The organism is Acidiferrobacter thiooxydans (assembly GCF_003333315.1).
GTDB classification, from domain to species: Bacteria; Pseudomonadota; Gammaproteobacteria; order Acidiferrobacterales; family Acidiferrobacteraceae; genus Acidiferrobacter; species Acidiferrobacter thiooxydans.
The window spans coordinates 232192-245366 of sequence record NZ_PSYR01000002.1; the positions used below are offsets into that span (position 1 = coordinate 232192).

Consider the following 13175-nt stretch of genomic DNA (forward strand, 5'->3'; position numbering starts at 1 on the left):
ACATCGCCCGTCGTAGCAGATCAACCCCCGTTGCAGCGAGCGGTCGAATAGGGGGTCGGGGCCTGCGCCGATGGGTACCTCAGGGTCGATGGCGATGCCCACCGAGGGGAAGGATGTCGGTCGCAGCGCCATGATCGTGGCGCATCGCACCCAGGCCGTACCTGTTACCCACCACCTACGGTGCCGGATTGATCGGCGTACGACGGGAACTGCTGAGGTCTACGGCCCTCTACACAGAGGTAGGCGTCGGCAAGGGGCGGGCGTGGCGTTGGGGCACGGGGGACTGCGTTGGCGGATGGGCGGGTCAGATCACTGGATGCCACGCGCGGACTCGCGGCCGTGTCGGTGGTCTTGTCGCACTATGTGCTGGTCCTGGCCGATGCCGGCCGACGCCGCTATGCGCACGCTTATCATACCCTGCAATGGCTGTCTTATACCCCGCTTGGACTGGCCTGGGCGGGCCGCGCGGCGGTGGTCTTTTTCTTTGTATTGAGCGGCTATGTGCTCTACATCATGTGGGAGCGTGGCGGTCTGAGCTATGGCGCCTATCTCAAAAAGCGCGTCGTGCGCCTTTATCTGCCCTACGCCGGGGCGGTGATTCTCGGCATCCTGGGCGCCGCCTTCCTGTATACCGGACCGTTGCCGGGGCTGGGCCCGTGGATCAACAAGTTCTGGTCCTGGTCGCCGAATGTAAGCTCACTCTGGGAGCACGCCGGTTTCGTGGATGCCTTCAATTCGGATCGCTACGACTTCACGATCTGGACGCTCGTGCAGGAGATGCGGGTCTCGCTCATCTTTCCGCTGATCGTCGTGTGGGTGAGGCGGTCGGCGTGGACCGTGGCCTGGCTGCCCTTTGCGGCCCTGGCCGTCGCGACTATCTTCGTGCGCGGCGCGGCATCGGCTGCGGGCGGGGCGTGGGCGGCGACGGTCATGGGCGGAGGGCTTACCGCCTATAGCGATACGGTCTATTATCTCGCGCCGTTTGCGTTGGGCGCCCTGCTCGCCTGTCACAGGGATGCGGTGAAGAGGCGTTATCTTACGCTATCATCGGGACGGCGACTCATCCTTGGGGTGCTGGCCTTCGCGCTCTATTTTTACGGATCGCGCACCCTGGCTGTGCTCGGCGATCACCGCATGTTGGTCCACGACTGGCCGACCATGATGGGGGCCGCCCTGGGACTCGTGGTGATCGCCTATGAACCCGCCGTCAAGGCGCTGCTCGACCACCGCGTCTTCCAGTATCTCGGGCGCATATCCTACAGTCTCTACCTCTTTCACCCGCTCGTGCTTCTCGCGGCGCTCCATTTGTTCTATGGACATATCGCTCTCGCGCCCTTGCTGGCGGGCACCTTCGTGGCCACGCTATTGACGGCCGATATGGCCTACCGCTGGCTGGAGCGACCGGCCGCGCGCATGGCGCGGGCCTTGGGAGAGGGGGTGACGGTGCGCCGGACCGGGGTCTCCGCCTCATCGGATTAGAGGCAGCCGGCATGGGTCGCGCGCACGCAACTGTTGCTGGGACGCGGCGCGGGCAAAAAGATAGGAAAGAAGGGCCGTGGCGCCCGTGGGGCGCCACGGCCTTGTGACTACTGGCGCAGCATGTGCAGCACGCGGGCCCGCAGTGTGGGGTCGGCGTCGACCTGCCGGACGAGGTTGTTGTATTGCGGCAGAGTGAGGTGCTGCCCCTTGATGGCGGCGATCATGGACTGCTGCGCGCGCACCTGGATCCCGCGGGCCGCGCCCGGCTGCCCCTTCATCGCCTGCAACTTTTTGGCGTAGGCGGCGCGGATCTGCGAGACATGACGAATGGCGGTCACGAAGTGTTTCAGGGTCGTGTGGCCGATGCGCGGCATGGCCGTGGCCCCCGGCGGCGGCATATGCGCGGTGGCGGCAGCGGGCGCCTGGGTGGCGGCAAACGCGCTTGCGGAGGCGAGTGTGATCGCGGTCGTCAGGGCGAGGCGCAGGGCGGTTCGGGATGACTCCATCGTGATGTCTTTCCTCGATTGATTGGCTCGCCCAGGGAGTGCAATGCCCGTGCCAGCCGCCCCGTCTGCCGCCGTCTGCGGGGTGAGGGGCGCGGTTGTGCGCCGGGACGCGGGTGCGCGGTGGTCGCCGAGCGCGACACTTTCGGTGCGCGCCTGTGTCGAAACGACACATGAGGCGGTAATACAGAGGCGTCATGCCACAGGTCGTGGGCGTGGTGCCAGGGGGGAGGAGGCATGCAAGGATCAAAGATCCTGATAGTGGATGAGAGTGATATCGCGCGTACGCAGCTAGAGCAGGGACTGTCGGACGCCGGCGCCGTGGTGCAGACGGCGGCGAGCGCCCATGATGCCTTGGCGCTCCTGCCGCGCTGGCCGGCGGATCTGGTGGTGAGCGGCCTGCCATGGGAGGTCGGCAGCATGGCCTTGTGTGCGGGGATACGCGCCGCGGCAAGGCCACCGGCGTTCATGATGCTGTCGCCGCGGCCCGCGGCGCCGGTTGCGGGCGATGGGCACGACGGGGGCCCGCGTCGTGCCGAGGGTGCCGCCCTGCCGGCGGCCGTTGTCCAGGCCCACGAGGCGCTGGGCTTGTCTGCGGCCGGCGCGCGTCGATCGTCGCCGCCCGTACCGGACGTCCTGCGGTTTCACGGAATGCTCGGATGTGGCACGGATATGCGGGCGCTGATCGAGCGCCTGGTACGCGCCGCGCGTGTCGATGTGCCGGTACTGCTGAGTGGGCCGAGCGGCACCGGCAAGGAGCTTGCGGCACGCGCGATCCATGGTGAGAGTGCGCGCCGCAAGGGCCCCTTCGTAGCCGTCAATTGCGGAGGGGTACCCGAGTCTTTGTGGGAGAGCGAATTTTTCGGTTATACCGCCGGGGCCTTCAGCGGCGCGAATCGCAGCCGCGAGGGGCTGTTTGCCGCAGCCCACGGTGGGACCTTGTTTCTAGACGAGATCGGGGAGATGCCCCTGGTTGCCCAGGCCAAGCTTCTGCGCGCCCTCGAGGGCGGGTGGATGCGGCCGGTGGGGGCGGTGCGCGAGCATCAGGTGGATGTGCGTATCGTCGCCGCCACCCACCGAAACCTGGCGCTGGCGGCCGCGCGCGGGCGTTTTCGCGATGACCTCTTGTATCGCCTTGATGTGCTGACTGTGAGCCTGCCGGGCCTCGCCGGTCGATGTGATGACATCACAGTCTTGGCGCGGCACTTCCTGCGCGCGTGCCATACGGAGATGGGTAGTGCCGTAGACGGTTTCGAGACCGAGGCCTTGCATGTGCTGCACGGCTATGCCTTCCCGGGCAATGTCCGCGAGCTTCGCAACATCGTCCAGTCGGCGGCGGCGTTTGCGCGTGGCCCGCGCATCGGTGTCTGGGATCTGCCCGAGCGCGTGTGTCGTCCCGATGGTCGGGCGCAGGGTCCGGTGGCGTGCGCCACGCCCCCCGACCAGGCCGGCACGAGCGATCTCGTGACCCTGGAGGAATGCAAGCGCGCCTACGTGCACGAGGTCCTGCGGCGGGTGCGTGGCAATAAGCGGGCGGCGGCGCGTATCCTCGGGATCGAGCGACGCACGCTCTATCGCTGGCTTACGCCATCGTGACCGGGATACACGCCTGCCCCATCCCCGGCGGTTCCAAACCGGGGATGCAGGTGGGCCGATCACGCCGGCGACTATAACCACACCATGCAGCCGAGCTCGAAACGATGGGCGAGCAGGGCGTGGTAGGGGTAGGCGCGGATACGAAGCGTCTGGAATCCCGATGTCCGGGGCTCGTGGTCGAGACGAAAGACGAGGCGCCCCTCGCCATCGACGCCGTCTGCCACGAACGGCGCCTGATCGCGGAGCAGCACCTCGCCTAGGTCGTCGCTGGACTCGAACAGGCATTCGACGATGAGGTCGTCCGGGCGCAGGCCGTTGCCGTGGACGAGTACCGTAAGGTGCAGGGATTCGCCAACCTTGACCGCTTCAGGGATGTCCTGGCCGCGCTCGAGACGCACCCCGCTCCAGGCGCTGCTCACCTGCCGCTTCCAGCGTGCCAGCGCGCGCCCTCCCGCGGCCTCGTCGGCCGCCAGCTGCCGCGCATGGCCGGCGGCCTTGCGATAATAGTCGCGCGCGTATTCGAGCACCATGCGTTCGGCATTGAAGACCGGCATGGCGCGCCGCATCGCCGCTTTGGACATGGCGATCCACGATCGGGAATAGCCGTGCTCGGCGGCATTGAAATAGAGAGGCACGACCTGCTGCTCCAGGATATCCAGCACCTCCGCGCTCTCCTCTCGGGTGCGCTGATCGTTGTCGATCGGACCCTTGTGCGGACAGATGCCCCAACCGTTGTCGCCGGCATAGCCTTCACCCCACCAGCCATCAAGGACGCTCAGATTCACGACGCCGTTGATGGCAGCCTTTTGTCCCGATGTGCCGCTCGCCTCCAGGGGATACTCCGGGGTGTTCAGCCAGACATCGACGCCGGTCACGAGCCTTCGCGCGAGCGCGAGATCGTAGCCCTCGATCAGGATAACCTTGCCCTCGAATTCCGGGCTGCGTGAGAACTCGTGGATCAGGCGGATCAGGTTTTGACCCGGGTGGTCATGAGGGTGGGCCTTGCCGGCAAAGAGCAGCAGCACCGGCCGATCTGGGTCGTTCAAAAGGCGCGCGAGCCGCTTGGGGTCCTCGAACAGCAGGCCGGCGCGTTTGTAGGTCGCAAAGCGCCGCGCAAAGCCTATGACAAGCGGTGTCTTGGCGTCGGGCTCCAGTTGCCGCGTAAGTCGCCGGATCACGCCCTCACCTGCCCCGTTCCGCCGATGTTGGCGGGTGACGCGCTTTTGTACAGCCTCCAGCATCGCGCCCTTCAGGGACTGGTGGACGCTCCAGTAGCTGTGGTCAGGAATGGTGTCGATGCGCGCCCAGTAGTCGGCCTCGGTGAGCTTGTTGCGCCACTCGCTGCCAAAGCGTACGTCGAACAAGCTGCTCCATTCGTGGGCAAGAAAGGTTGCCACATGCACGCCGTTGGTCACATACCCGACGGGGTTTTCCATCCATGGGATCTGCGGCCAGACGTAGGCCTCCATACGCGAGGCGACCCCGCCGTGGATGCGACTTACGCCATTGTGCAGACGCGATGCGCGCAGGGCGAAGGCGGTCATGTTGAATCCACCCTGACTTATAGGGCTCGATCCTTTCTATTGCACACATCTTTGGCGATTTTCTCTGATTGTTTGACGCGCCTAACGAAAGTGCTGGACACACGCGCCGAGATTGCGTAAGGTGGCGGTTGTCGCGGCGTGCGACAAGGACAGGCGGACGGCGTGCAAAAGTCGAGGCGTTGTGGGGATCCGGATGTGCGGGCGATCATGGAGGCCGGCACAGAGTCGGTCGAGTGGGTGAGACAAGAGTTTGCCCGCGCCGACCTCTCCGATAAACGCCTGGATCGTCGCTTGGTGAAAACTGCGGAATATCTCGCCCAATCTCCCGGCTCGCCGATCAATGAAGCGTGCGGCAATTGGGCCAGTACGCAAGCGGCGTATCGGCTGTTCAATAATGCCAAGGCGAGCGCGGCGGGGATCCTCAAACCCCATTGGGAAGCGACGGCCGCGCGCATGGCCGGCTGCGGGGGTGCGGTGCTGGTGATGCAGGACACGGTCTTCTTCTCCTACGGCCGGCACGTCAGGACTCGGGGCCTCGGACCGATTGGCAAGAGCAACGCCGCGCATGACCGGGGCCTCATCATGCATAACGCACTGGCCTTCACCACCTCGGGCGTGCCGCTCGGGATCGTGAGCCAAAGCATCTGGGCGCGCGGGGAGATCCCGGAGGAAGACTATCAGGAGAAGATCGAGCGCCTGCAGGTCACGGCGATCGAGGAAAAAGAGAGCGCGAAATGGCTTATTGCGCTCAAAGAGACGGTCGAGCGGGCGCCCGCGGGCGTGCCGGTCGTCACCGTGGCCGACCGCGAATCGGACTTCTTCGAGTTCTTGACACGCGCCCAGGACCTGCAGGCGCACTATCTCATCCGCGCGCGCACCGACCGCAAGCTCGTGCCCGAAGACAGCGCGGGCTGCACGCGGATGCTCGAGGCGTTGAGCGATGCCCCGGCATGGGGGAGCATGACGATTGAGGTTCCTGGCAACGGCAGTCGTAAGGCGCGCACGGCGGCGATCGAGGTGCGCACAGCCGAGGTCACGATCCAGCCCCCACCGCGCCGTGGGGCGGCCCAGACGTCCGGCTCCAGCGAGCCTGTGACCGTCACCCTGATCGGGGCGACCGAGTCGTCCCCGCCGGCCGGGGTGGAGCCGATCAGCTGGGTGTTGCTCACAAATCTCATCGTCAAAGACTTCGCGTCCGCCACCGAGAAGGTGCGGTGGTATGGGCGGCGCTGGGGCATCGAGATCTGGCATAAGGTGCTCAAATCCGGCTGCAAGGTCGAGGACTGCCTGCTCGAGGAGGCCTTGCGCCTCAAGCGCTATCTGACGCTTTTCAGCATCATCGGCGTGCGCCTGATGCATGTGACCTACCTGGCCCGCGCGCACCCGGATCGGCCGGCCACCGAGGTGTTCTCCGAGGAGGAGGTCGAAGCGCTGCATATCCGCGTCACGCGGGCATTGCCCCCCGCAGGTCCTGCCCCGACGCTGCGCGACATGGTGCGCATGCTGGGCCGGCTCGGCGGCCACTTGGGCCGCAAGGGGGATGGCGAACCCGGCGTCACCGTGCTCTGGCGCGGCTGGACGAGTCTTTACGAGACGGTCGAGACACTGCGTGCCCATAAACATGTCCTCAGCCCGCGCGACTCGAGCTGAACGATGCGCTACTGCGGACGAGAGTTTACACCAGCCGAGATCGCGCTGATCCGCGAGTGGCTCACGACCCCCAGATGAACCGTGCTCGTTTATCCCGGGAAGTCTGTGAGAGGCTCGGATGGCGCCGGGAAAATGGCGCTCTGAAGGATATGAGCTGTCGCGTGGCCCTCAACCGCATGCACGCCGATGGGCTGATCACACTGCCCCCGCCGCGCAACCCCAAGCCCGTCACCTACCGGTCCTATCCGGACATCGAACAGGCGGTTTGCGAACCCGCCGTCATCCCGGCCATCGATCTCGCTACGCTCACCATTGATCCGGTCCTCGGCAGAGCCGAATCGCGGCTGTGGAACGCCTATATCGAACGCCACCACTACCTCGGGCATACCCTCATGCCCGGGGCGCAACTGCGCTACTTCGTACGCGCCCAAGGCCAGATCGTCGCGGCCCTGGGCTTCGGGGCCAGCGCCTGGAAGGTCAAGCCCCGCGATCAGGCCATCGGCTGGACGGTCGATCAGCGGCAACGCAATCTGCACCTGATCGTCAACAATGCCCGTTTCCTTATTCTGCCGTGGATCCATTGCCCAAACTTGGCCTCACGGATCCTGGCCTTGGTCAGCCGCCGACTCCCCGACGACTGGCACGCCCGCTACAGCTATCGCCCGGTTCTGCTCGAAACCTTCGTCGAGAAGCCGCGCTTTACCGGTACCTGCTACAAGGCGGCCAACTGGCAAAACCTTGGGGATACTCAAGGGCGCGGTAAGCTCGACGTCTTGCATCGCCACGCAAAGCCCGTCAAAAGTATCTGGATCTATCCGCTCGTGCGGGACTTTCGCCGGCATCTCTGCAACGCATAAGACAGGCCATTCGATTACCTATCGATATTCATCGATGCCTCATGCTTTGTTGACAGAAAGATGTGTGTAATAGAAAGGGCTCGATCCCAAAGACTTCAGTTCATCCAGGGTGATCCCAAGATCGGCGACATAGGGTTCGAGGTAGCGCCCGAACAGTTCCTGGTCGAAGATGTCATGGCCGGCAGGTACGGGTGTATGGGTGGTGAACACCGTGCCGGCCGCCACGACCTCCATGGCGCTGTCGAAATCCTGGCCTTGGGTCGTGAGTTCGCGGATACGCTCTATGATCTGGAAGGCGGGGTGGCCCTCGTTGATATGCCAGACGGTGGGCGCAAGACCCAACGCGCGCAGCGCGCGTACGCCGCCTATGCCCAGGACGATCTCCTGACGCAACCGGGTGTCGCGGTCGCCACCGTAGAGTTGGCAGGTGATGCCACGGTCGGCGCTAGTGTTTTCTGGGACATCGCTGTCGAGCAGATAGAGGCGGATGCGCCCGGCCGCCACGCGCCACACCTTAAGTGCCACAAGGCCCCCGGGAAGGGTGACCGACACCCGCAGCTCATGCCCCTCATGGTCGCACACCGGCGTCACCGGGAGATCAGCGAGCAAGGCCGGCGCGGTGCCGACGATCTGGTTACCCTGCGCGTCTATGGTCTGGGTGAAGTACCCCTGCCGGTACAGGAGACCCACGGCGACGAACGGGAGGCCCAGGTCGCTTGCCGCCTTGCAGTGGTCGCCGGCCAGTATGCCAAGGCCGCCGGAGTAGATCTGCAGGCTCTCGTGGAGACCGAATTCGGCGCAAAAGTAGGCGACAAGATCGGTCCGCGGGTCGATGTCCGTCCGTTTGGAGGACAGGCGCACGGCGTGGTAGGTGTCGTATATGGACAGGGCGCGCTGATACTCCTCCAGAAACAGCGGATCCGCCGCGGCCTCGTCGAGCCGCGATTGCGCGACACGGCGCAGCATGAGTTTGGGGTTGCGCCCGCACTGCTCCCAGAGTCTCGGGTCGAGGCGCACGAACAGCGCGCGGATGGATCGGTTCCAGCTGTAGAGAAGGTCAGCTGCGAGCTCTGTGAGGCGCGCCAATCTTTGCGGAATGAGCGGCTGGACTTCCAGGGGATAACGGGTACCGGGCACGTGATGACCTTTTGTGTGATCGTTGGGGTAGGTGACCTGATTCGTTCAGACTGGCCTGCAGGTATTATGCCACAGGTGGCGCATGGCCCTTAACCGTGTAACGCGACAAGAAGCTTAGCGCTTGCGCGGACACGAAATATCGCACTCGTATCATACAACTGTCGCCGATGGCAGGCGCCTTTGGCGGACCCGGCTTGGTGCATAAATACCGATCACCGCGTCTGTGCGCGTCTTGTGCCTGACGGCGACCGCATCTCGGACCGACCCGCCCTGGTGCTCATGACCATCCTATGGGCATCGAAAAGATGATGCTTACCGGCCCTGAGGGGGATGGGCTGCGGACGTTTCGCTACTTGTCATGGACGGGCATGGCCCGTAACATGACCGGAGAAATGGTGCAGATTGTGCGTTCCGGGCGCGCGGACTTCGGCAAGGGAGGGCAGTGCATGCCAGGCGGCAGGGCGGCGAGCGGCAGTACGGACGCATGGTTTAGTCCGGAGGATATCTATCTCTTCCGCGAGGGGCGGCATGTGCGGCTCTACGAGAAGCTCGGCGCGCACCCGGTACGAGTCGCGGCCGATACCGGTGTGCATTTCGCGGTATGGGCGCCCAATGCGCAATCGGTGTCAGTAATCGGCGATTTTAACGGGTGGCGAAAGGATGCCCATCCGCTCAAGGTCCGCGACGATGGATCGGGTCTGTGGGCGGGGTTCATCGCCGGGATCAGTCCCGGGGCGCTCTATAAATATCACATCGTCGCGCGTGACAGCGGCTATGAAGTGGAGAAGGCCGACCCGTTCGCATTTCGTGGTGAGCTGCCGCCGCGTACGGCGTCGGTGGTATGCGATGGCAGTTATGCCTGGCAGGATGCGGCGTGGATGGCAAGACGCGGCGAGCGCATGGCGCTGACCGCGCCGGTGAGCATCTACGAGATGCATGCCGGATCCTGGCGGCGCGTGCCCGAGCAGGGCGGGCGCTGGCTCAGTTACCGCGAACTGGCTTCGATATTGCCGTCCTATGTCGCGGACATGGGCTTTACCCATGTCGAATTCATGCCGCTTACCGAACATCCTTTCTATGGTTCATGGGGCTATCAGACTACGGGGTATTTCGCGCCCACCGCGCGTTTTGGCGCGCCCGAGGACCTCATGTACCTCATAGATGCCCTGCATTGCCAGGGTATCGGCGTGATCCTCGACTGGGTGCCGTCGCACTTTCCGACGGATCTTCACGGCCTCGGGTTTTTCGACGGCACGCATCTTTTCGAGCATGCCGACCCGCGGCGCGGCTATCATCCGGAATGGCACTCGAGCCTATTCAACTATGGCCGCCACGAGGTGCGCTCGATATTGGTCTCGAGTGCGCTTTACTGGCTCGACAGGTTTCACATAGACGGTCTGCGCGTCGATGGCGTGGCCTCCATGCTGTATCGCGATTATGCGCGCGCGCCGGGGGAGTGGATCCCGAATGCCCACGGTGGCCGGGAGAACGAGGAGGCGATCCAGTTTTTGCAGGAGCTGAACGAGGCTGTGTACCGGCATTATCCCGACACGCAGACCATAGCCGAGGAGTCTACCGCCTGGCCCCAGGTGTCACGGCCGGTCTATGCCGGGGGGCTCGGGTTTGGCTATAAATGGAATATGGGCTGGATGCACGACACGCTCGATTACATGGAAAAGGACCCCGTCTACCGCAAGCACCACCAGGGGCAGCTTACGTTCAGCCTGTGGTACGCCTTTCAGGAAAACTTCGTGCTGCCGCTTTCCCATGACGAGGTGGTCTATGGCAAACGCTCGCTGATTGCCAAGATGCCGGGCGATGACTGGCAGCGATTCGCCAATCTGCGCGTACTGTTTGCCTACATGTTCTGTCACCCCGGCAAAAAGCTGCTGTTCATGGGGGCGGAGTTCGCCCAGTGGCGGGAGTGGGCCCACGAAGACAGCCTCGACTGGCATCTTCTCGATTATGAGCCGCACCGCGGCATCCAGCGTCTGGTACGTGATCTGAACACCCTGTACCGCGGGGAGCCGGCGTTGCACCGGGCCGACACCGAGCCCGCAGGCTTCCGGTGGCTGGACACCGGGGACTGGGAGCAGAGCGTCATCAGTTTCTACCGCTTCGCCGAGCCCGCCGCCGAGCCGTTGCTGGTAGTCGCCAATTTTACGCCCCTGCCGCGCCACAACTACCGCCTGGGGGTGATGTGGCCAGGGCTCTGGCAGGAGATCCTGAACACCGATGCCACGATCTACGGCGGCAGTGGGCAGGGCAACCTCGGGGGGCTTGCCACCGCCCCGGTAGCCGCGCACGGCGCGTTGCAGTCCCTGAATCTCGTGTTGCCGCCCCTTGCGGTACTCGTGTTCAAGGCCCCACCACGGCCGGGGTCGGGTAACTAGGCCGTGGCGCGGCGTCTGGGCAAGGGGCCGCCCCTGCCAGCCGATGGCCGGTATCGGGTGGTGATCGAGGCGGTGAGCCCGGTGGTCGACTGCGGGCGCTTCCCCATAAAGCGGGTGATCGGCGACACCGTAATCGTGGAGGCCGATGTGTTTGCCGATGGTCACGACGCCGTGGCCTGTGTGTTGTGCGTACGCAAACCAGGCGGCCGCACGGTGGGCACGACGCGCATGACAGCGCTTGGCAATGATCGCTATCAGGGACGCTTTGTGGTCGCCGAGCTCGGTGTCTATCACTATACGGTACGCGCCCATATCGACCGCTTCGGATCGCTTACCCAGGAACTCGCGCGGCGGCCGGCAGACGACCCGGATCTGGTCCTGGTGTTTCAGCAGGCTGCACTCCTGATTGCGGCCGCCGCGGAGCGTGCGCCGGCGCGTGAAGCACGTCCGTTGCGCGTCGTACAGGCGCTGCTCGAGGGTCAGGCGTCTTCCGCCGACAAGCGCGCGGCGCTGTTAGACGAGGTCCTGGTCGAGCGGGTCTACCGGTTTTCGCAACCCGCGCATGAGACGGCGTGGGGACAGGAACTGGCGGTGCGTGTGGACCCCGAGAGCGCGCGCGCTGCGGCCTGGTATGAATTCTTTCCGCGTTCGCGGTGGGGGTCCGCCGGCGGACGATTGCGCGATGCCGGTCCGATCCTGGCGCATGTGGCGGCCATGGGTTTCGATGTCGTGTACTTGCCACCGATATCACCGATCGGGACGGAGCGCCGCAAGGGTCCGAATAATACCGCAAGCTGCGGTCCCGCGGATGTCGGCAGTCCGTGGGCGATCGGCAGCGCTGAGGGTGGCCACAAGAGCGTGGCCCCCACCCTGGGTACGCTCGCGGATTTCCGGGCATTCTGTGCGCAGGCCGAACGGCTCGGGCTCGCCGTCGCGCTCGACATCGCCTTTCAGTGTGCCCCTGACCACCCGTATGTGACCGAGCACCCGCAGTGGTTCCGTCACCGCCCGGACGGTAGCATCCAGTACGCCGAGAACCCCCCCAAGAAATACCAGGACATCTACCCACTGGACTTCGAGACCGAGGACTGGCAAGCCCTTTGGCAGGAATTGAAAGGCATCGTCTTGTTCTGGATCGACGCCGGAGTGCGCATCTTCCGGGTCGACAACCCCCATACTAAGGCCTTTGCCTTCTGGGAATGGCTCATAGGCGCGGTGCGCGCCGAGTACCCCGATGTCCTGTTTCTGGCCGAGGCCTTCACGCGCCCCAAGGTGATGCACAGACTCGCCAAGCTCGGGTTCACGCATTCGTATACCTATTTCACGTGGCGCAACAGCAAGCACGAACTGATCGCATACTTCACCGAGCTCATGCATGGACCTGGCCGTGAGTATTTCCGGCCCCATGTCTGGCCGAACACCCCTGACATCCTGCCGCCCTACCTGCAACACGCGCCGCGCGCGGCGTTCATCGCCCGCCTGGTGCTGGCCGCGACCCTGAGCGCCAATTATGGCATCTATGGGCCGGCCTTCGAGCTCATGGAATCGGTACCGCGCGAGCCGGGCAGCGAGGAGTACCGGGACTCCGAGAAGTACGAGCAGCGTGACTGGGATGTCGCCCGGCCCGACAGCCTGCAGGCGATCATCACGCGCATCAACACTATACGCCACGCACATCCGGCGCTCATGGCCGATTGCCATCTCGTGTTCCATGCCATCGATAACGACAACCTGATTGCCTACAGCAAGACCTCCGGAGACGGCGCTTCGGTCATTCTCGTGGTGGTGAATCTCGACCCCTATCACCGTCAGTCCGGATGGCTCGAGTGGCCGGCACAAATCGCCGGCGCTTGCAACGACCGCGCAGTGCAGATGCATGATCTCCTGTCGGATGCGCGCTATCTGTGGAGCGGTGGTCGCCATTACGTGGAACTCGCGCCCGAGCAGATGCCGGCGCACATATTCCGCCCGCGCAGCTATGTCGGCACCGAGCACGACTTCGATTACTACTCTTAG

The 13175-nt window shown here is 64.5% G+C and carries 9 protein-coding genes; 6 read left to right on the top strand and 3 right to left on the bottom strand.

What is annotated here, in order from left to right; translation table 11 throughout:
• The first annotated feature begins 288 nt into the window (after positions 1-288).
• Positions 289-1479, top strand: a complete 1191-nt coding sequence (locus C4900_RS08190) for an acyltransferase family protein (protein WP_065970885.1) — start codon at positions 289-291, stop codon at positions 1477-1479.
• A 107-nt stretch (positions 1480-1586) separates the two neighbouring features.
• Here C4900_RS08190 and C4900_RS08195 read toward each other — a convergent pair whose 3' ends face one another.
• Complete coding sequence (locus tag C4900_RS08195; protein ID WP_065970883.1) at positions 1587-1985, bottom strand: DUF4168 domain-containing protein; 399 nt, start codon at positions 1983-1985, stop codon at positions 1587-1589.
• A 234-nt stretch (positions 1986-2219) separates the two neighbouring features.
• Here C4900_RS08195 and C4900_RS08200 point away from each other — a divergent pair, with 234 nt between their 5' ends.
• Positions 2220-3578, top strand: coding sequence for a sigma-54-dependent transcriptional regulator (locus tag C4900_RS08200; RefSeq protein ID WP_065970882.1), 1359 nt, complete (start codon positions 2220-2222; stop codon positions 3576-3578).
• 71 nt (positions 3579-3649) lie between these two features.
• On the opposite strand, the gene glgP (C4900_RS08205) is transcribed toward C4900_RS08200, so the two are convergent.
• Complete coding sequence (gene glgP, locus C4900_RS08205; RefSeq protein ID WP_267896464.1) at positions 3650-5143, bottom strand: alpha-glucan family phosphorylase; 1494 nt, start codon at positions 5141-5143, stop codon at positions 3650-3652.
• Positions 5144-5284: 141 nt separating this feature from the next.
• Here glgP (C4900_RS08205) and C4900_RS08210 point away from each other — a divergent pair, with 141 nt between their 5' ends.
• Both C4900_RS08210 and C4900_RS08215 read left to right on the top strand, forming a co-directional pair.
• Positions 5285-6772, top strand: a complete 1488-nt coding sequence (locus tag C4900_RS08210) for an IS4 family transposase (RefSeq protein ID WP_147267127.1) — start codon at positions 5285-5287, stop codon at positions 6770-6772.
• A 161-nt stretch (positions 6773-6933) separates the two neighbouring features.
• Entirely contained in the window at positions 6934-7629 is a 696-nt protein-coding gene (locus tag C4900_RS08215; RefSeq protein WP_211306838.1) for a DUF4338 domain-containing protein, read from the top strand.
• Positions 7630-7668: 39 nt separating this feature from the next.
• On the opposite strand, the gene glgP (C4900_RS08220) is transcribed toward C4900_RS08215, so the two are convergent.
• Positions 7669-8766: an alpha-glucan family phosphorylase gene (glgP, locus tag C4900_RS08220; RefSeq protein WP_114282929.1), complete on the bottom strand. Its 1098-nt coding sequence runs from the start codon at positions 8764-8766 to the stop codon at positions 7669-7671.
• 446 nt (positions 8767-9212) lie between these two features.
• On the opposite strand from glgP (C4900_RS08220), the gene glgB reads away from it, so the two are divergent.
• Positions 9213-11159 (top strand): 1,4-alpha-glucan branching protein GlgB, encoded by a 1947-nt coding sequence (glgB, locus tag C4900_RS08225; protein WP_065970959.1) that lies wholly within the window; start codon positions 9213-9215, stop codon positions 11157-11159.
• A gap of 3 nt (positions 11160-11162) precedes the next feature.
• Complete coding sequence (locus C4900_RS08230) at positions 11163-13175, top strand: alpha-1,4-glucan--maltose-1-phosphate maltosyltransferase (protein WP_211306840.1); 2013 nt, start codon at positions 11163-11165, stop codon at positions 13173-13175.